This window comes from Brevundimonas sanguinis, assembly GCF_029636725.1.
Taxonomy (GTDB): domain Bacteria; phylum Pseudomonadota; class Alphaproteobacteria; order Caulobacterales; family Caulobacteraceae; genus Brevundimonas; species Brevundimonas sanguinis.
Genome location: NZ_CP116770.1, coordinates 1067272 through 1085177, shown reverse-complemented (window position 1 = coordinate 1085177; position 17906 = coordinate 1067272). Strand labels below are relative to the sequence as shown.

Below are 17906 nucleotides of genomic sequence, written 5' to 3'. Positions count from 1 at the left end.
ATCGCGGCACGCGACCCCTCAAAACCATGGTGCCGGAACCGGCCACCTAACCAGTGTGCAGACAACAACAATTTCCAGAAGCGGCCCGATATGGTGCCGTCTTCTTTAATCTTGCCCTCCGCCCTTTCTGCCTTTTCTGCCCCTCCTGCCGGTAAACCTGCCGGGCGTAAACCTGACCGACCGGATGCCAAAACCAAAGCGGCCGAACGCGGGAACGCCGCGCTCATGGCGTTTCCCCGTCGCTGGCGCTCGCCACGAAAATGCTACCGTCCTGCGGCTCCGCACGGGCGGGGTCGCGCGCCGGAATGGCAGCGTGGCCGTCGCCTGATTGCGCCTCGGACGGCGGTGCGGCGGCAGCTCGCGTGTCGTCGGGGCGCATGACGAATAGCGGTGCCTCGCGCCAATCGGGCGGCGGTGCCGGCTGTGGGGATAGCGTATCCGATGGAGCCGCGCCGCCAAGGATCGGGGCGAGCGCGGCGACATAGGCGCGCGTCTCGGCGGGAAGCGGTCGGCCTGTCGCGCTGTGCTCGTTGTAGCGGCCGGGACCGGCATTGTAGGCCGCCAGCATCGCCGCGACATTGCCGTAGCGGTCGAACATTTCGCGCAGATAGGCGGTGCCGGCGAGGATGTTGTCGCGCGGGTCATAGGGATCACGGCCGAGGCCATGGCGGACGCGCAGGCCCGCCCATGTGTCGGGCATCACCTGCATCAATCCCATCGCCCCGGCCGCCGAAACCGCGCGCACGTCGCCCGCGCTTTCGGCGCGCAGCACGGCGCGAATCCAGTGCTCGGGGATGCCGAAACGCTGCGACGCCTCGGCGATGTTGGCCGCATAGGGATGGGCTGCGGCCGGCCGCTCGACGGGCGCGGATTGCGCGACAGCGACGCCCGATCCGATGCAGGCGGAAAGTGCGCCGGCCAGCAACAGGATTGCACAACGCCATGCCTGCCTTTCTCCGCTTCGCCACCAGCCTGCCAGCGTGCTCGCTGCGCTCAAGGGCAAGGCGCAAGCGCCGGCCGATGGCCGCCCTTGACCTTCGCTGCGCGCGCCGGCCGTCTGGTCGCCGAGCGGGACGAAGGGATGAGACGGCTTTCCCGCGAACAAAGGGATGCCGATCTTTGATCGGATGGCTGGCCGGACGCGCGCGGCCGTCACTCCTCGTCCTCGACTTTCCGGGGGTGCTTCCAACGCAGGGTCCAGACAGAAGGGTCGTCATTGGACTGGAACAGCTTGGCGCGGATCGGGAACGGGAAGATCGGTCCCTCCAGCCTCATCGACACGAAGTCGCCGGCATTTTCGCTGGCGTCCTTCCATGCCGCGCCGGCGTCCGGGCCGTCCTCGCTATCGAGGTGCAGGCGATAGTCGGGCGCGTTTTTCACGTCGCTCGGCTTGGCCGGGACGATGAAGAGCTTTTCGTGGAGGCCGAACGAATGAAGCTCTCCGGCATAGCCGGTTTCGGTGCGGGTGAAGGTGCCTATTTCTGCCATTGAAATCTCCTGTGATTGGCTTTCGGGGGATGGTTTCAGTGCGTCGGCGCGCGCCACTCGTACCGGCCGACGCCTTCCTCATCGGTCCAGAGCGGGACCGCTCGACCGATGACGGAAGCTGCGGGGATGGGTCCGAAATAGCGGCCGTCGAGGCTGTCGCGGACTTCCCAATTCATGAGGAAAAGCTGGTCGTCGCCGATGACGCGGCACCCCTGCCAGACGGGCAGATCGCGGCCGAGGCTGTCGCGCTCCAGCGCCTCGCCCATCTCGATCTCATCAACCGTGATCGTGCGGCCGGCGCGGCAAACCCGCTGTCCGGGCAGGCCCAAAACGCGCTTCAAGAGCGGGACGCCTCGCGCGATATAGCCGCGCTCGACCATGAAGGCGGCGAGCGGTTCGGGCGGCATGATGGCGACTAGCTCGGGCACGTCGATCCGGTCGGCCCGCTCAACGGTGTAGAACCCGACTGGCGCGCTGGCCGTGGCGTTCCAGATGAGCCTCAAAGGCCAATCGACGGCGCTTGCGGCGGCGATGCCGATGACGGCGAGCACCGTCACCGTGAGGGTGCGGCGGCGCGTCATGGGCCGATCCTTCGGCGATGAAGCCAAGCGGCGTGGCGCTCGGGGGTGTAGGCGTGCGGCTCCAGATTGGCGGTCAGACGGTTGTGGACGTGCCGCCAGTGATCCGGCGAGGCATCGGCCGGATCGAGGCCGAGCGCATCCACGGCGTCGATGGCTGCAAGCGCGCGCTGCACCTTGGGCCAGCTATCGAGGCGCAACAGGATTTCGCCGCCGGGTCGGACGAAGGGCAATGTCTGGAACGGTTCGCCCCGGCCGATGGCGCGCACAATGTCGATGCGCGAAACGACCGTGCCATGCTCGCCGCTCGCCCATCGCACAAAGGCGAAAACGCTGCTCGGTGCGAAGCCGACGACACTGCGGCGGCGGTCGATGATCTGTTCGTAGCTCTTGTGGCCGAACCGTATCCAGTGCTCAACCTTGCGTTTCTCGAAGGTCAGCTCGACCAATGTGGTGAAGGGCGCCGGCCCGTCCGGCAGCGGACGGCCGTGCGCGCTGCGGCGGGCGCGACGAGTCATTGTTCGTCTCCGGTGATGTGCTGGGGGCTGCGCGGGCGCAGTGCGTCGGGCGCGGCCGTCATGGTTCGCCCCTTCGGGCAGAACCGGCACCACGCTTCGCCTGCGCGCGCGTCAAAGAATAAGAGTTAGATTCTCTGTTAGATAAGTTAGCAGTCGGATTCCGCGTTTCAGGCCAAAGCGTTAGCTGCGGTTCGTGCGCCTGATGTGCCGATAGTGATGCGCCTGATGTGCCGATACCCCGTGCGCCGGATGTGCCGATGGCATTAACAGGGTTATCAACAGTGCCTGTTGATAAGTTTCCGGGGCGGATGCGCAGCAACTCACGGCCGTCTTCCCGCTCGATCTGGAGCAGGTAGCCGGGGAGCTGCTGGCGGGCCGCGATCCGGCGCAGGTCGAGCGCAAAGTCGGACGGCCGCGCGAGGCTGCCGGATTTCTGGTGAAGATGCGCAATCTCGAAAATCCAGCCGTGGCGCTGGTGCCCGGCGTGCTTTCGGGCGACGCGATAAAGCCATCGCTCAATGCCGCCAGTCAGCCGGAAATAGGCCGGGTCGATGGTCAGGACCAGCGAACGGTCGATGACGCTGTTGTAGAACCATTCGGGCAGGACGAACTCCATGCCCTCGACGCGGCCGGCGCGCGTCGTCATTTCCTCCCACTCGTTGATCCAAGAGAACTGCCGGCGACGCCAATGCGGGCCGTTGCGGATCGTGGTGGCGATGACGGTCGATTGCAGCCGCGCCAGCGCGGCTTTCAAAGCCGGTATTGGTGATTGCCGGTCGGGCGGCCGATGGCGCGCAACAGATGGTAGGGCGTGAAGCGGATAAAGCGCGAAGTGGCGAGGCCGGTGTTCTCGGCCGCGACAATCTGCGAGGCCGCCCATATCAGCACATCGGCGTCCCATATGGTCGCCATGCCGTGCTCGGGCATCCCGAACACCTGCACTTCTATGTCAGCGGCCTTGTAGAGAATCGGCTTGGTGCGTGGGGTCTTCGCCAGCGAGAAGAACGGCCGTTCCATCAAATCGCGCTGGTCGCGCGACGGCGCGTCGCCGGTCGCCACCACGAATGGGTCTAGGCGGCTGCGCTCGCTGTCCTCGGTCGGCTGCGCGGGGTCGTGCCCGTCCTCGCGCAGCATCTAGCAGTCGCCCCGTTCTTCGGGGGTGAGCGGACGCGCGGGAAACACGATGCCGGCGGTCTTGTCGCGGGTGGACTTACGCTCACCGACCGCGCTCCAGTCTTCCAGATCGCGGACGGTGTAGAGGACGCGGCCGCCGACCTTGCGATAGGTCGGGCCGGTGCCATAGGTGCGATGCTTCTCAAGGGTGCGGACGGATATGCCGAGGAAGCGCGCGGCTTCCTTGGTGCGCAACAGGCGCGGCGGCAGGCCCGCAAGCGGGTTGGGCATGGATCACCTCCAGTCGGAATTGGGCTGCCGGGGGCGGCAGCGGACTGTGGCGAACCATGGCGAGGCATCGGCGGCGCGTAGCGTGCCGCATTTGCGCCTATGCGCTGACGGCACCCCCTGCGGGCGTGTTTCGGGCTAATAACGGAAGGATTTCAGCGGCTCATCGCCTGCCGGGCCGAATAGGCGAAGACATTCGCACGCGGTTCGGCTAAGAATGTCGGTGGAGCAGACGCGCTGCTCCGGGGCGTCGAAACCCCTCACGAATGGCTGGTGCTGGCCAGAACGGCACCAACTCCTTGACCTATGGTCGGGGAGCCTGTGGCGTATACAACAGGCTTTCCGAGCTAAAGGCCATGGGGCCGTTTCGTGACGGTTTCGAACTCCCCGATCACCAAGAGTCAGAGAGAATCGTTTGCGGGGGCGCACCGCAGACAAGCTCTCTCGGATACGGGGAATGACTATGCGGGTTCCCGTCGAACTCGATCCCGATGTGGACGACATCGCGCCGACAGGCGACAACATAACCGTCTATGACGAACGGCATTTCGTGACGTATCTGCGCCTTCTCGATGCGAAGGCCGAAGATGCGGACTGGAAGGAGGTCGCGCGGATCGTGCTGCACCGCGATCCGGTCGCCGAGGAACTTCGGACCTATCGTTGTTGGCAAAGCCATCTCGAACGCGCGCAATGGCTGTCGCGTGAAGGCTATCGGAAGATTCTGGAGCAGGCGGTAGCCAACAAGGTATGAAGATCGGAGATAATTTCAGCTTGTTTCTTGTCGCAGATTTCGGGATTGTTGCGACAACTACCCGCAAGTAGGTTCACGCAAGCTATGGATGAATATAGGCAAGCTATGGATGAATATAGGGAAGTAAACTGCGCGGAGATGCCAGTGCCGGCGGGTTTATCGGAAGAGGTGAAGGGATATTCGTGGGCGCGGAATAATGTCGGTGAGTCCGGGGGAGTGGTATATCGGCTCTACGGCAAGGCAGGTGCACCCGATCTCTTCCTGAAGCATGGTCGCGATACCGTTGCCAATGATCTCGTGGATGAGATGGTTAGACTGCGTTGGATGGCCAACCACATAGCGGTTCCCACCGTCACGCATTTCGTCAGCACTACCGACGAAGCCTGGCTCCTTATGACGGCCTTGGCAGGTGAAACCGCATATCAGGCTCTGGAAGCGCGTCCAGAGGAGAGAACGACCATTATTGATGCGCTGGCGGACTTCCTTCGGACGCTACATGCAATTCCGATCAGCGAATGTCCATTTACCAGCGATCATAGCTATCGACTCGGACTGGCGCGCAAACGGATCGACGCCGGCTTGGTCGAAGAAGACGATTTCGATGAGGAACGCGAAGGCTGGACAGCAGAACAGGTTTGGCAGGAAATGCATCGGCACCTGCCTTTCATGGCCGATCAGGTTGTCACACATGGGGACTTCTCGCTCGACAACCTTCTTATGGTGGATGGTGTGGTAATCGGCTGTATCGACGCAGGCCGTGTCGGTATTGCCGACCGCTACCAAGATTTGGCGATACTCTGGAACTGTCTCGGAGAGTTCGATGAGGCGTTACAGGACAGGTTTCTCGCCCGGTACGGCGTTCCTAAGCCAGATCCAAGCAAGCTGCTATTCCACCTGATGTTGGACGAGCTTTTTTGATATTAGACGACAGCTACCACGGCAAATGAAACACAGGCTGGCAGTGGCAGAACCACCAAACTCCGTCATTCTCGAAATTGCATCCCTTGCGAGATAGGGGGCGAGAAGCGTAAGTGCTATTTTAACGGCCCCTATTGATCTGACCGGCAAATACCATCACCGTCACGCAATTTCTAAAATTCTCCAACAGATCGGCCGGTCTCGGAGAAGCAGGGTTTCCGTGCTGCATGTCTTTGTCGTAAGCGGCACAAATTTGCGACATGATTTTCGACAGATAGCGCTCGCAAACGATTAACGCTTGCAGGGTTTGATCGGGTAATGAAGTAACAGGCGATAGCCGCCGCGCATCATCTTGATGCCATGCGCAACTAGGCGGCGGGCCTTGTTCTTGCGCGGGTCGTTCTCAAAATCCTCCTTCCTGCCGCGAAAGCCGAGCAGGACTTTGGCGATGGTGCGGTAGCTTTCGCCGCGCAACCGTGCGTCGAGCGCACGCAGGGACAGGATGTGCCATAGCCGAAGCTGGGCGGGGATCGCCCGGAAGTCGGGACCGGGCGCGCGGCCATTGAGGGACCGCCAGAATCGACGGACAGCGTGAGCGCGCAGCTCCAGAAAGGCGTCCATCGGTAGCGTGACGGCGTAAAACGCGGCGGTGTCCGGCACGGCCACGGGTAGCCAGAATTGATGCGCAACGCCGTCCGCCTGCCAGATGCCGTGCCAGCCATCGGCAGCGCGGCGCATATCGAGGCCGTCGAGATGCGCCAACGTCAGTACCGGTTCGGTGTCGTCGTCCTTGTGATTGACTGGCGACAACATCACGGCTTGCGGTTGAAGGCGCGGACTCCAGATCGGCGATTGCCGATCATGCGGCGCGTCGGGATCGCACGGGAAATCGCAAACCCCAGCGATGCGCGAACTCTTCGAGGTCGCGGGCAGCCGCCCCTCCGGTCAATGCGATGGTCTGGCAGTCCCGGCGATATTCGTCGTTGCGGCGCAGGTATTCCCAAGCGAACCCAGCGGCAGGGATGTGCTTTGTGTGCCCGTATGCCGCCGGTGATCGCCAATCGATGTTGAGCATGGCGTCACCTCCCCGAGCCGGGATGCTGGGCAGCGCCCGGCAAGAAGAGGTTCAATCATCACTGGAAATATAGAAGCCGCTCAAAGCAGATACCTTAAGCGGCTAACCCGATCATTTTTGGTATTTTTGGCTTGGCGACAGCCGGTGATTCCGCGACGCGTGCCCGTATGAGCACGAACACGCAGTCATGTTTTCACCTGTTGGAAAACACATGCACCTCACCGTGCGCAGTTTCGACGGTGAACAGGTCGCCGGCCATCTCAGCGTCGCGCGCCATCGCCTGCCAATCGACATAGTAGCGTAGTGCCTCGGGGATCGTGACGCTCTCGGTGGTCAATTCCTCCATGTAGTCGGCGAGGCTGGCGAACTGACCATGATAGCAGTCCTGCAAAGCGGTTTCGGCTTGGTCTATGTCGCCCCTGAACTGCTCCAACAGGCCGGCGCCGAGTGTGCCATGTTCTGCGATGAAAGCGGCCATCCTCGCCACCCTGTCGATGTCGGCATATTCCGAGATGTCGACGCCCTCGAAGCCCTCATAGTCGTGAATGGCGTATTCCTCCGCATCCTCAACGGGGGAACGGGCAAGCATCGCGGCAATCCCGTCCCTGATCTCGTCGGCGGCCTGATCCGCGTCGATCCAAGCCCCGTGCAGATAGCCGTTATTGTAGGCGGCAAGGCAGGCAACATAGATGCGGGGTTTGCTGTCGGATACCTTGGTCATGTCTCTGATCCTCGGGTCTGAAGGTCAGCGAAGCGGAACGCCGCGCCTGACCTTCTGGCCGTCGCCGAGACTGGGGTAGCAACGAGCAAGGGCGGTCGGGGCGGAGGGGGATCACCCGGCCTGCACAAGCGGAAGCGCGGAAGGCTGGGGATACCGCCCCGGACGGTTCCACTTACCTTGCTGGCGCGAGGGCAAAGCCCTTAGCAAACCTGTTGAGGGTCATGCGGCGATAGCCGCGCCTGCCCGGAGGCGAACGCGCTTCCATATTGCGCCGTAGAGAGCCGGAGGGCAGCCAGCGGCGCGGAGCGCCGGGGGATGGACATGCCAGAATCTTCTGGCATTTCTAGGGGACTGTCGCGATGGCGCTTGCCTCTGCGCGCAGGACGCAACAATAATATTTGCGACGGTGACGGGAGGGGCATGATGAAGCACGACGATTACCCTGCGCTGTTTCTAGACGCAGACAACGCTTCCAATATGTATCAAAGAACGTTTCTGCGGCTCATACGTGGCGAATACGTTGCGTTGTTTTTTGCAGCTATATTTTCTATGAGCTTCATGAATGATATCATCTACTACGTGCTTTACGCGGGAGTTTTTGTTGTTGGACTAGTCATCCTCATAGCTCGCGCACAAAGTAAACCGGAGCAGTGGTGGTATAGGTGTCGTGCATTAGCCGAAAGCGTCAAAACATTGACTTGGCGGTATATGATGCACGCCGCGCCGTTCGAGGGAGAAGATGCACAAGCAAGGGTGCAGTTTCGAGACCAGTTGAATGCAATTTTTCGCGAAAACATAGAAACCGCGAAACGCATCACGGACGATTGGTCTGGAAATGACCAAATCACCCGGGCTATGGACGCCGTGCGAGTTAAAACTCGCGAAGACAGAATGGCGTATTATATAAAGCATCGTGTCGAGGATCAGCGGAGTTGGTATAGGCGAAAATCTAAGGCTAATCGCAATGCTTCCCGGATGTGGGTATGGGTGAGTGGTGCCTGTTACGTCATCGCGGGTTCGATGGCCTTGAGTCGTATCGCTTTACCAAGTTGGCAGTATTGGCCAATAGAGCCGCTCATTGTCGTCGCAGCTTCAATCGTAGGGTGGATGCAAATTAAAAAATTTAATGAGTTATCTGCCGCTTACACAGTAACCGCACATGAAATCGGCTTGATTAAAGCACTAATAGACGACATGAAATCTGATGGCCAGTTCTCAGAATTTGTGAATGATGCGGAAAAAGCATTTTCAAGAGAACATACCTTGTGGCTTGCAAGGCAATCGGACTAAGGGGGAATAGATGTCTGGCGCTGCTTATGTCGTATTTGACGGCGACAATGATAAATGGGCGTACGCCTATATGAACGGCTGGAAGGCCAACAGAAATATAGATTTCACGTATCAGAATGCGCACGATCTGGATACAATGACGGGTCGCGCCCAAGATGAGCAATACGTCAAGTCGAAGCTGCGCGAGAGAATGAGGCAGTCGTCCGCTGTTGTTGTCTTGATAGGTGAAAAAACAAAAAATCTATACAAGTATGTGCGATGGGAATTGGAGCTTGCCCTTGAGCTTGGCCTGCCGATCATTGCGGCAAATTTGAATGAAACCAATCGACAAGATAGCAACAGATGTCCCGCAATCATTCGCGACAAGGGCTGTGTCGTTCACATCCCATATAAGCTTTCTGCATTGAAGCACGCGATGGCTAACTGGCCGAGCGAGTTTAGCCGGCTCAGCTACGCTGATAGGAACGGTGGCGCTAGGCACTATGCGCAGTTCGATGCAAGCTGATTGGATCAGGGCAGGCCTCTACAAGAAGCGTTGAAGCTAAGCCCATTCCAAATTGCTTGGGGGAGCAATGTTCAATCTCTTGATGTTCAACGTCGATTGGCACTCGGGCAGAGTCACCGTTCCGGTGGGGCGGATGTTTGAATACACGGATGACCACATAACCGAACAGTTCCGTGAAGGCGGGAACCCTCTTCTAGATCGTCTCGCCGCTCTGCCGTGTTTGTTCTGCGAAGAGGGCACGACGGATGAAGCCGCTTATGTCGGTCAGATCAACCGCGCGCGCATCGTCGGCAGGGATGTGTCTCTTGAAGTCAGCTTCGACGGGGAAGTGCCACCGCTACAAAACAGCATGATTCATGCGAACCGGGCAGAGTTGCACATGCCTCACGACTTCGAGTTTTCGCGGAATCACTGGGCGGTGAAGGACGTAGACCTCTACCGATTCTTGCTCCGCAACGTGCGTCCCCGCCGTCAGCGCCCGGCCGTGTTCCAAATCCCCGAACATGAAAACATCGAGCCTGCCTTAGCATCAGTGATGATGCCGTTCGATGCGGGCTTCAATGATGTCTATGCTGCCATCCAACTTGGTGCTGGCAATGCTGGCCTTCGTTGCAGGCGGGCGGACGATATTTGGGAGAACCCGGCAATCATTCAGGACGTGGTTTCCCTCATCGACCGTTCGCGCGTCGTTGTATGCGACTGCACCGGCAGAAACCCAAACGTGTTCTATGAGGCGGGCATTGCGCACACGCTTGGGCGTGAGGTGATTCTTATCACGCAGAGCGAGCACGATATTCCGTTCGATCTACGACACCTTCGCCATGTCCGTTACCTTAACAATGTCGAAGGGCGCGGCGCTCTAACTGCTACGCTTCAAGGCAGGATGCAGACCATCCTAGGGCACTAGACGAAAATGGGCTGGTTGAACGTTGGATTACGCATTCGGCCGCCTAAAGGCTGACGAGCAAGACACCACGCAATATCGATCACTTTAACGTACCCTCAACTGCGCCGGATCATCACCTGACGCGTTCTTTTCGAACCAGTTTAGGCAGCCTAGCAACGCCAGCCGGGAAAGGGTTTCTGCCAGCCCGCGCATTTCCGACCAATCCTGCGCCAACCGTTCGCTGGTTCCATGGACAGTTCGGCTGCGCCCTTCGCCATATAGCCGGGCGACAGCTTGCTTCAATGTGGGTCCGCCGCTCCTGTAGATGTTGTCGTCATCGTCCCATCCCACTCGTGCCGTTAACAGTGCTCGAATCTCTGGCTCGCCGTTGCCACAGGCCAGCCCATCCAGTACCGCGACAAACTTGACGACTGCCATTGCATCGACAGCTTCACGGCATGCTTCGTGAAACCAGAGTACCGCCTGCATGAGCACATTGTTCAGGGCGGGGCGAGAAACCCGCCCTGTCGCGTGAGTAACGAAGTCCAACACTTCGCCCGCAGCACCAAACAGCGGGGCCAGCCTCTTGGCCTGAACTTGCCATTCACCGGGCTTGAAAGTGTACCCCGAAGGTAGATGCGAGAGCTTTGAGCCAGCGAGCGTGATCTTGCCCGGTTCAAATGTCAGGACACGAACCTGCCGGAAATTCTGGTCGATAAGGAGCCGGAACCCGTCAAGAGCCGAAGAGGGTTTGTCCCAAGCAAGGGCGACAATGGCGAGTGCCATTCGCGCCGCAGTGATCGCCTTCTGCTTTCCGGATTCGGGCGGAAGTCCCTTGGTCTTTACACTACACACGAATGGGCATGCACCGACGACAGCTAGAACGTCCTTCTCCCTGATCTGGTCAACGACATCCTTCCGCTTGGCGAGCTTGCCACCCGCCCACTTTCTCCTGATCCTTTTGGCCGTAACCTTGCCGATTTTCTGCTCGGTCTCCATGCGGCCCAGCCACTGGTGGCGAGCCTCAATAACAACCGGGCCGACGCGGATGGGCTCGATGTCATCGTTGCTTTCAAACAGCGTGCAGCCTACCGCGTATTCCCGATCCCCATTCTTCGACCTTGCCTCGTCCAGTGCCTTACGCAACTCCTTCCTCACGGTGTCAACCGCAAGGGGATCGTCCAGGTCAATCGACGCCAAAGGCGGCCCGAGCGACTTCCGAACCAGCGCTCGCCATTCGGCATTGGAAAATTGACGCGTTGCGGCGGTATCGTTCTCAAGAAGCAACTTCGATAGTTCGGTGATTGAACGCTCAATGTTTTCGTTCACGAGCAGCGAGCCACGGTCGCCCCCGTCAATCAGGCCGGGAAATCCGTGATTTGGGCCGGGAAATTCGTCCTCAACCTGTATCGCTTTCAATTCGGCGATTATGCTGCCGATGATATCTTTGAGTCCTGCCAACGCTTCCCCCAGAATCGGTTACTTCAGTAGCGGGCGAGCAAGATAAGGAGCGAACTAGCGGCCGCAGTGCTCGACGATCTCATCCGCAATCACCATGAGATTGTATGCTTCAACCTTTCTGCTGACAGGGATCAGAAGCTCCACCGGTTTAGTGAGGTTTTCGGCTTCGACTGTACACCGCACTGCGCCAGTGACGTCTCCTTCGTCAGGAAACAGTACGTCGATCTCGAAAAACTCCTCTCCGCGCTGATGGCGGAACAGATCACAAGTCAGAGCGCCACGCTTGGTCGGCTTCCCTTTTGGCCACCGGTCGTAGTAAAATCCCTCCGGATCGTGCTTCTCGGGCATCAACGGCATACGGAAAGCAGGGACATCGATATATGTTGACCTAGCAATGCCGGTGGGTTGAATAAGCGATCTACGCAGGCGGTCATGCTCCTCTGCCATTCTCATGATGTCCGACATTGGCCCTATGCCACGCGCTAGGTCAGCGAGCGCTCCTGTGCCGTGAAGGTTGTCAAACATCGACTGCGCGCTACGTATCGCTGCCAGTTGGGGACCGAGACCGCTCATCACTCCGCGCGAAGCCTTCTCCAACTCAGAAATCCTCAGACCACTGCCGGGCATTCTCAGTGTAGCGATATCAACACCTTTCGTCGCAGAAGGCGGCCGCTTCACGATGCGTCGAACCGCTGGCGGAACAGGCGGTGCGGGCAGCCTAGGAATGGGGGGAAGTGTGGGTTGCCCATCGTCATCATTCCCATCCTCATGATCGTCTGGATCATCTGCGTCACGGCTCAAATCGATGTTGCCGACAGCCTCAAACGAGACGCGCATCTTCGAGGCCGGTCGAGTTCCACCGTTGGCGACCCCAAATGTTAGCGCCACTTCGGCCTCAGGTTCGACGCGGCCCTTATGCAGCGATTCAAAGATTGAGCGGCACGCGTCGATCCATTTTGGGTAGGCTGCGGAAGAGTATTTCCTGATCGCTTCAGCATCCGGCGCTTCGTAGGAAATTTCGGTTCCATCGGCCTGAATCTCGGCTTCCGGAGCAGAGAAATCCTCCGTTGGGGGGTGACGCGCTTTTAGTTTGTCGATCAGTCGGTCAATTTCGGAGGGCTCAAGTGCCAATGCGATCCGGCGGACCACATTAGCCGCTGTTGCCTCGCCTGAGACGTTCGCGATGCTAATGACAGGCTCCTGCGATCTATAGATCGATAGATCTTTTTCGAGTTCCTTGATCCGCTTTGCTTCGGTCGTCTGTTCCGGCGGTCGCTTCCAACTCTCCGGGATCAGAAAGAAGGAAACCCCAAGTCCCTGCGCGGTGGACGCCGCAACACTGTCATCTGTGAGCATCTTGACGGAGGCGAATGTTTCGTCCTTCGAAAGGGTGGCGACAGTTCCGACGATCCGGTCGTCGTTGATGCCGTAGTCAAGTGAGCTCGCGAGTTCGGGGGCGGGCTGGATGATGGGCATCAGCCGGAGCAGGACGCGTGGTCCGGCTTCCTGAATAACGACTTCCGGCGGAAGGGCCGCAAGCATTCCACGTATGCGCCCCGAAATCTCGATTGCCCGCTTGCGTGTTCTGCCGCCGCCCTTTTTGTGCTTGTCGATCTCCGCCAAAACGGGTTTGGTCAGTGCGATCACAACCGGATCTACGGCGAGGTCAGACCAAGGAAGCTCTTCTAGGCGCTTGCACTCGAAAAAGAGATTCGTATCGGCTACAAGCACATGCTCCATTCGCCCCTCGCACACGCGGAAATGATGGTGAACCAATCGCCTGTGCGGAGTTCACCGTTTCTGTCGCTGTATAGAGAAGTCAGAACATTTCCGCAACAAAACTACCTACTGAACTCGTAGCGCGGAACATCGACAATCAAGCTTTGGCTGCTGAGCGGCTGGCCTCGCTGTCGCAAATATCGTTGTGTTGCCTACGAGGCCGTAAACCAGATGACGGGCTGCCGACCCTACGCAGCAGCCTGAAGCCTGCCGACCGCTTCGCACTCCACCGGAGCCATTCGCTCGGGCCTTATTTAGAGGGTTATAGCGTAGGTGTAGTTCTCCGTTTCGTCGGCTTCGGCCCGCCACACACTTTGCCTTCCCGAAATTGTAGAATTGCGCTCCCGCCCGATAGCTTGGGTGGTTGTAGGGCAGGCGTCGCTGTCTTCAGGCCGAAGTCACGGGCGGCTCACGGGGGCGTCTGGGTTTCCCGTCAGTTCCCGCCCGGTTCCCAAACTTTTCGTGTAGCGCTGCTGTAGGAACCGGCATCGCCCCTGTTGCTTGATTTCACTCAATCAACAGGGAGAACCGCCATGACAGACGTCCAACCGAACGACCCCAACCGCGACGACGAGACCGGCCTCGATGGCGACGAGGTCGAAGCTGGCCGAGCCGCTCGGAAGGCGGCCGCCAACCAAGATTCAGAGCAAACCAGCAACCCCGCTGACCGAAGCGCGACGCCCGCAACCGGCGGCGCTGGCGCGGCTGGCGCCGGCGGTCCCAAGGGCTTCGGCACAGGCACCTGAACAGGACGGAGGGGAGAGCGAGGCGCGAGCAACGACCTTGTTCTCCCCTCCTTCACAGGGAGAAAACAATGACGGCAAACGATCAAGACCCTCGCAGCCCCGCTGACAAAGACAGCCTTCAGGCGCAGGCCCGCCGCGAAACCGGCGATGCGGAACGCCGCGACCGACACCCCGATCCCAGCGTCACCACTCCTCAGCCGGACGGAAACCCTGACCAACGCCGAAGGTTGGAAGAAGAAGCCGCCAAGGCGCCCGCGCCGACGGTGCCGATCGCCAACCCGGATTGAGCCATTCGTTGAGATTGGCCAACATCGCTCAATATTTTGAGCATCACAAACGCTAAATCAACAACTTAGCCCCCGCGCAAAAAGGGCTTGTTGCATAATCCGTAATGCGGCCCACTCTCACGCTGGCGATCCCTCAGAGAAGATCGCAGGCAGGATGGGCGGAAACGAGTGGCGGCGCCATTTTCCACGGACAAGGTTTTCATCAACGGCGTATGGCGGTCCGCCGCCGACGGCGCGACCCTGCCCATCGAGAACCCGTCGACGGGCGAGGTCATGGGAGCCTTGGCCGCCGGGACCGCCGCAGACGTGGACGCCGCTGTCCGCGCCGCGCGCGCCGCCTTCGATGGAGACTGGGGCCGCATGACGGCCGTCGAGCGCGGCCGCATCCTGGCCCGCATGAGCCGCGAGGTTGAAGCCCGCATCGACATGCTGGCCGAGCTTGAGGCGCTGGACGTCGGCAAGCCGGTGAAGCAGGCCCGCAACGACGTCGTCGCCCTGGCCCGCTATCTCGAATTCTATGCCGGCGCGGCAGACAAGCTGCACGGCGAGACCATCCCTTTCCAGGACGGCTACACCGTTTACACCCTGCGCGAGCCGCATGGCGTGACGGGGCACATCATCCCGTGGAACTATCCGATGCAGATCATCGGCCGCTCGGTCGTGGCGGCCCTGTGCGTCGGCAACGCCGTGGTGCTGAAGCCCGCCGAGCAGGCGTCGCTGACGGCGCTGGCCTTCGCCCATATTGCCGCCGACTGCGGCCTGCCCGCCGGCGCCCTGAACGTCGTGACCGGCACAGGCGCCGAGGCGGGCGCGGCGCTGGCCGCCCATCCGGGCGTCAACCACCTGTCCTTCACCGGCTCGACCGGCGTGGGCGTAGCCATTCAGCAGGCGGCGGCGGTCAACGCCGTGCCGGTGACGCTGGAACTGGGCGGCAAGTCCCCCCAGCTGGTGTTCGACGACGCCGATCTGGACAAGGCCCTGCCCTTCCTCGTCAACGCGGGCGTCCAGAACGCAGGCCAGACCTGTTCGGCCGGATCGCGCGTGCTGGTTCAGCGCGGCGTCTATGACCAGGTCGTGCGCCGCATGGCCGAGCGCTTCGCCGCCCTGACTGTCGGTCCCGCGATGGACGATCTGGATGTCGGCCCGCTGGTGTCGAAGAAGCAGCAAGCCATGGTCGATGGCTTCATCGACAAGGGCCGCGCCGATGGCCTGATCGTCGCCCAGGCGAGGCTGGACGACCTGCCGCCCGGCGGCGCCTATGTCGCCCCGACCCTGTTCGCCCATGTCGCGCCCGATCATCCGCTGGCGCAGCAGGAGATCTTCGGCCCCGCCGTCGTGGTCATCCCGTTCGATACCGAGGACGAGGCCGTCGCCATCGCCAACGGCACCGACTACGGCCTCGTCGCGGGCGTCTGGACCGCCGATGGAGGGCGGCAGATGCGGCTGGCGAAACGGCTGCGCGCCGGACAGGTCTTCATCAACAACTACGGCGCGGCGGGCGGGGTCGAACTGCCCTTCGGCGGCGTCGGCAAGTCGGGCCACGGTCGTGAGAAGGGGTTCGAGGCGCTCTACGCCTTCACCGCTCTGAAGACCGTCGCGGCCCATCACGGATAGCGCAAGGGAGTAGCGTCTTGGGGGAGAACAGATCGAAGCGGCTGGAGGGCAAGCGAGCGATCGTCACGGGCGGAGCCTCCGGCTTCGGCGCCGGCATCGCGCGTCGCTTCGCCGAGGAAGGCGCCCGCGTCATCGTCGCCGACCTGAACCTTGAGGCCTCCCGCGCCCTGGCCGCTGAACTGGGCGACGCCGATCTGGGCGTGAAGGTGGACGTGTCCAGCGCCGCCGATGTCGCCGCCCTGGCCGAGAGCGCCAACCGCCTGCTGGGCGGCGTCGACATCGTGGTCAACAACGCCGGCGTCGGCCACACACCCCAGCCGCTGGACGAACTGTCGGACGACGCCTTCGACCGCATCGCCGCCGTCAACATGCGCGCCATCTATCTGATGTCGAAGGCCTTCGTCCCGTCGATGAAGGCGCAAGGGTCGGGCGCCATCCTGAACATCGCCTCGACCGGCGGGGTCAGCCCCCGGCCAAACCTGACCTGGTACAACGCCTCCAAGGGCTGGGTCATCACGGCCACCCGCGCCATGGCGGTCGAACTGGCGCCCTTCCAGGTGCGGGTGAACGCGCTCAATCCCGTGGCGGGCGACACCCCTCTGCTGAAGACCTTCATGGGCGAGGACACGCCCGAGATGCGGTCCAAATTCCTCTCGTCCATTCCGCTGGGCCGCTTCTCGACGCCGGAGGACATGGGCGCCGCCGCCGCCTTCCTCTGTTCGGACGACGCCTCGATGATCACGGGCGTGGCTCTGGAGGTCGACGGTGGCCGCTGCATCTGACCGCGCCTTCAAGCTGCTGGTCCTGCCGGGCGACGGCATCGGCCCGGAGATCATCCGCGAGACCCTGCGCGTCGTCGACTGGGCCCGGAACGCCGGGCTGCGAGTTGAGTTGAGCGAGGCCCTTGCGGGCGGCGCCAGCATCGACGCCACAGGCGCGCCAATCGCCGAAGACGTGGTGCAACAGGCGCTGGCGTCAGACGCCGTCCTGTTCGGCGCCGTGGGCGGGCCGAAGTGGGACCACCTGCCCCGCGCCCAGCGGCCCGAGATGGGCATACTGCGCCTGCGTCAGGCGCTGGATCTCTACGCCAACCTGCGCCCCGCCGTCTGCTTCGACGAACTGCTGGACGCCTCGGCGCTGAAGCCCGAGCTGATCCGGGGCCTCGACATCCTGATCGTGCGCGAGGCGACGGCAGGCGTCTATTTCAGCCTGCCGCGCGCCAATGAAGTCGGCCCGGACGGCCAGCGCCGCGCCTATGACACCCAAGCCTACACCGAGGCCGAGATCGCCCGCGTCTGCCGCACGGCGTTTGAATTGGCCCGCACGCGCCAGCGCCGCGTCTGCTCGGTCGACAAGGCCAACGTCATGGAGACCGGCGCCCTATGGCGCGCCGTCGCGACCGAAGTCGCCGCCGACTATCCCGACGTGGAGCTGTCGCACATGTACGCCGATAACTGCGCCATGCAGTTGGTGCGTCTGCCGGACCAGTTCGACGTCATCGTCACCGACAACCTGTTCGGCGACATCCTGTCCGACGCGGCGGCGGCCCTGACGGGGTCGCTGGGCCTGCTGCCCTCGGCCTCCCTGTCCGGGCTTGGACAAGGCGGCCGCAGTCGGGGCCTGTATGAGCCGATCCACGGCTCTGCGCCGGATATCGCCGGGCAAGGCGTCGCCAACCCCATCGCGACCATCCTGTCCTTCGCCCTGTGCCTGCGCTGGTCCTTCGACCGAGCGGACCTGGCCGACCGGCTGGAGCGCGCCGTGCGTCACGTCGTTTATGGCGGCGTCCGCACCCCCGACATCGCCCATGCCGGCATCGCCGCCGTCTCCACCATCGAGATGACCGACGCGGTTCTGACCGCGCTGCACGCCCAGTGAGGTTCGACCC

Annotated in this window: 20 protein-coding genes and 1 pseudogene; 10 read left to right on the top strand and 11 right to left on the bottom strand. The window is 61.5% G+C overall.

The window, feature by feature from the left end; all coding sequences use genetic code 11:
- Positions 1–223: 223 nt before the first annotated feature.
- The 6 genes and pseudogenes from PIB44_RS05530 to PIB44_RS05505 form a co-directional block, all read right to left on the bottom strand.
- Positions 224–1156: a lytic transglycosylase domain-containing protein gene (locus PIB44_RS05530; protein ID WP_278070709.1), complete on the bottom strand. Its 933-nt coding sequence runs from the start codon at positions 1154–1156 to the stop codon at positions 224–226.
- Complete coding sequence (locus tag PIB44_RS05525) at positions 1153–1545, bottom strand: DUF736 domain-containing protein (protein ID WP_253120556.1); 393 nt, start codon at positions 1543–1545, stop codon at positions 1153–1155. Before PIB44_RS05525 ends, PIB44_RS05530 begins: the two co-directional genes overlap by 4 nt.
- Positions 1524–2069 carry a S26 family signal peptidase gene (locus tag PIB44_RS05520; RefSeq protein WP_278070708.1) on the bottom strand — a complete coding sequence of 182 codons (546 nt, stop codon included), beginning with the start codon at positions 2067–2069 and terminating at the stop codon, positions 1524–1526. The genes PIB44_RS05525 and PIB44_RS05520 overlap by 22 nt, the downstream gene beginning before the upstream one ends.
- The gene (locus tag PIB44_RS05515; protein ID WP_278070707.1) at positions 2066–2584 is read right to left on the bottom strand and encodes a DUF2840 domain-containing protein; all 519 of its coding nucleotides are present in this window, start codon (positions 2582–2584) and stop codon (positions 2066–2068) included. The genes PIB44_RS05520 and PIB44_RS05515 overlap by 4 nt, the downstream gene beginning before the upstream one ends.
- A 58-nt stretch (positions 2585–2642) precedes the next feature.
- Positions 2643–3601: pseudogene (locus PIB44_RS05510) on the bottom strand (replication initiator protein A).
- Between the two features lie 117 nt (positions 3602–3718).
- Entirely contained in the window at positions 3719–3988 is a 270-nt protein-coding gene (locus tag PIB44_RS05505; protein WP_258124062.1) for a helix-turn-helix transcriptional regulator, read from the bottom strand.
- 454 nt (positions 3989–4442) lie between these two features.
- Between PIB44_RS05505 and PIB44_RS05500 the strand changes: the two genes are divergently transcribed.
- Positions 4443–4736, top strand: a complete 294-nt coding sequence (locus PIB44_RS05500) for a DNA -binding domain-containing protein (RefSeq protein WP_278070706.1) — start codon at positions 4443–4445, stop codon at positions 4734–4736.
- 105 nt (positions 4737–4841) lie between these two features.
- The gene (locus PIB44_RS05495) at positions 4842–5654 is read left to right on the top strand and encodes an APH(3')-I family aminoglycoside O-phosphotransferase (protein ID WP_258124095.1); all 813 of its coding nucleotides are present in this window, start codon (positions 4842–4844) and stop codon (positions 5652–5654) included.
- A 291-nt stretch (positions 5655–5945) separates the two neighbouring features.
- Here the strand turns inward: PIB44_RS05495 and PIB44_RS05490 are convergent, their stop codons facing one another.
- The 3 genes from PIB44_RS05490 to PIB44_RS05480 all read right to left on the bottom strand — a co-directional run bounded on the left by PIB44_RS05490 (position 5946) and on the right by PIB44_RS05480 (position 7450).
- The gene (locus tag PIB44_RS05490; protein ID WP_253120562.1) at positions 5946–6467 is read right to left on the bottom strand and encodes a DUF2285 domain-containing protein; all 522 of its coding nucleotides are present in this window, start codon (positions 6465–6467) and stop codon (positions 5946–5948) included.
- Positions 6468–6513: 46 nt separating this feature from the next.
- A complete protein-coding gene (locus PIB44_RS05485) occupies positions 6514–6729 on the bottom strand; it encodes a transcriptional regulator domain-containing protein (protein ID WP_231771260.1) in 216 nt (71 codons plus the stop codon).
- Between the two features lie 193 nt (positions 6730–6922).
- The gene (locus PIB44_RS05480; protein WP_258124068.1) at positions 6923–7450 is read right to left on the bottom strand and encodes an antirestriction protein ArdA; all 528 of its coding nucleotides are present in this window, start codon (positions 7448–7450) and stop codon (positions 6923–6925) included.
- A gap of 423 nt (positions 7451–7873) precedes the next feature.
- On the opposite strand from PIB44_RS05480, the gene PIB44_RS05475 reads away from it, so the two are divergent.
- The 3 genes from PIB44_RS05475 to PIB44_RS05465 all read left to right on the top strand — a co-directional run bounded on the left by PIB44_RS05475 (position 7874) and on the right by PIB44_RS05465 (position 10152).
- Entirely contained in the window at positions 7874–8740 is an 867-nt protein-coding gene (locus PIB44_RS05475) for a DUF4231 domain-containing protein (RefSeq protein WP_278070705.1), read from the top strand.
- A gap of 10 nt (positions 8741–8750) precedes the next feature.
- A complete protein-coding gene (locus PIB44_RS05470) occupies positions 8751–9245 on the top strand; it encodes a TIR domain-containing protein (protein WP_075657195.1) in 495 nt (164 codons plus the stop codon).
- 67 nt (positions 9246–9312) lie between these two features.
- Positions 9313–10152: a hypothetical protein gene (locus PIB44_RS05465; protein ID WP_253120565.1), complete on the top strand. Its 840-nt coding sequence runs from the start codon at positions 9313–9315 to the stop codon at positions 10150–10152.
- Between the two features lie 84 nt (positions 10153–10236).
- Here PIB44_RS05465 and PIB44_RS05460 read toward each other — a convergent pair whose 3' ends face one another.
- Together PIB44_RS05460 and PIB44_RS05455 are read right to left on the bottom strand one after the other, a co-directional pair.
- The gene (locus PIB44_RS05460) at positions 10237–11592 is read right to left on the bottom strand and encodes a hypothetical protein (RefSeq protein ID WP_253120567.1); all 1356 of its coding nucleotides are present in this window, start codon (positions 11590–11592) and stop codon (positions 10237–10239) included.
- Between the two features lie 54 nt (positions 11593–11646).
- Positions 11647–13332, bottom strand: coding sequence for a PIN domain-containing protein (locus PIB44_RS05455; protein WP_253120570.1), 1686 nt, complete (start codon positions 13330–13332; stop codon positions 11647–11649).
- Between the two features lie 572 nt (positions 13333–13904).
- On the opposite strand from PIB44_RS05455, the gene PIB44_RS05450 reads away from it, so the two are divergent.
- The 5 genes from PIB44_RS05450 (at position 13905) to leuB (ending at position 17896) form a co-directional block, all read left to right on the top strand.
- Positions 13905–14117 carry a hypothetical protein gene (locus tag PIB44_RS05450; protein ID WP_134580292.1) on the top strand — a complete coding sequence of 71 codons (213 nt, stop codon included), beginning with the start codon at positions 13905–13907 and terminating at the stop codon, positions 14115–14117.
- 68 nt (positions 14118–14185) lie between these two features.
- Complete coding sequence (locus tag PIB44_RS05445) at positions 14186–14404, top strand: hypothetical protein (protein ID WP_278070704.1); 219 nt, start codon at positions 14186–14188, stop codon at positions 14402–14404.
- A gap of 168 nt (positions 14405–14572) precedes the next feature.
- Positions 14573–16018, top strand: a complete 1446-nt coding sequence (locus PIB44_RS05440) for an aldehyde dehydrogenase family protein (RefSeq protein ID WP_278070703.1) — start codon at positions 14573–14575, stop codon at positions 16016–16018.
- Between the two features lie 17 nt (positions 16019–16035).
- Positions 16036–16800: a glucose 1-dehydrogenase gene (locus PIB44_RS05435; protein WP_278070702.1), complete on the top strand. Its 765-nt coding sequence runs from the start codon at positions 16036–16038 to the stop codon at positions 16798–16800.
- Positions 16784–17896, top strand: a complete 1113-nt coding sequence (gene leuB / locus PIB44_RS05430; RefSeq protein ID WP_278070701.1) for a 3-isopropylmalate dehydrogenase — start codon at positions 16784–16786, stop codon at positions 17894–17896. The genes PIB44_RS05435 and leuB overlap by 17 nt, the downstream gene beginning before the upstream one ends.
- The last annotated feature ends 10 nt before the right edge of the window (positions 17897–17906 follow it).

Coding starts and splice junctions, on each gene's coding strand:
- PIB44_RS05470 (WP_075657195.1), top strand. CDS start 8,751: ATGTCTGGCGCTGCTTATGTCGTATTTGACGGCGACAATGATAAATGG.
- PIB44_RS05495 (WP_258124095.1), top strand. CDS start 4,842: ATGGATGAATATAGGGAAGTAAACTGCGCGGAGATGCCAGTGCCGGCG.
- PIB44_RS05500 (WP_278070706.1), top strand. CDS start 4,443: ATGACTATGCGGGTTCCCGTCGAACTCGATCCCGATGTGGACGACATC.
- PIB44_RS05445 (WP_278070704.1), top strand. CDS start 14,186: ATGACGGCAAACGATCAAGACCCTCGCAGCCCCGCTGACAAAGACAGC.
- PIB44_RS05515 (WP_278070707.1), bottom strand. CDS start 2,584: ATGACTCGTCGCGCCCGCCGCAGCGCGCACGGCCGTCCGCTGCCGGAC.
- PIB44_RS05455 (WP_253120570.1), bottom strand. CDS start 13,332: ATGGAGCATGTGCTTGTAGCCGATACGAATCTCTTTTTCGAGTGCAAG.
- PIB44_RS05505 (WP_258124062.1), bottom strand. CDS start 3,988: ATGCCCAACCCGCTTGCGGGCCTGCCGCCGCGCCTGTTGCGCACCAAG.
- PIB44_RS05490 (WP_253120562.1), bottom strand. CDS start 6,467: ATGTTGTCGCCAGTCAATCACAAGGACGACGACACCGAACCGGTACTG.
- PIB44_RS05480 (WP_258124068.1), bottom strand. CDS start 7,450: ATGACCAAGGTATCCGACAGCAAACCCCGCATCTATGTTGCCTGCCTT.
- PIB44_RS05465 (WP_253120565.1), top strand. CDS start 9,313: ATGTTCAATCTCTTGATGTTCAACGTCGATTGGCACTCGGGCAGAGTC.
- PIB44_RS05475 (WP_278070705.1), top strand. CDS start 7,874: ATGAAGCACGACGATTACCCTGCGCTGTTTCTAGACGCAGACAACGCT.
- PIB44_RS05520 (WP_278070708.1), bottom strand. CDS start 2,069: ATGACGCGCCGCCGCACCCTCACGGTGACGGTGCTCGCCGTCATCGGC.
- PIB44_RS05450 (WP_134580292.1), top strand. CDS start 13,905: ATGACAGACGTCCAACCGAACGACCCCAACCGCGACGACGAGACCGGC.
- PIB44_RS05485 (WP_231771260.1), bottom strand. CDS start 6,729: ATGCTCAACATCGATTGGCGATCACCGGCGGCATACGGGCACACAAAG.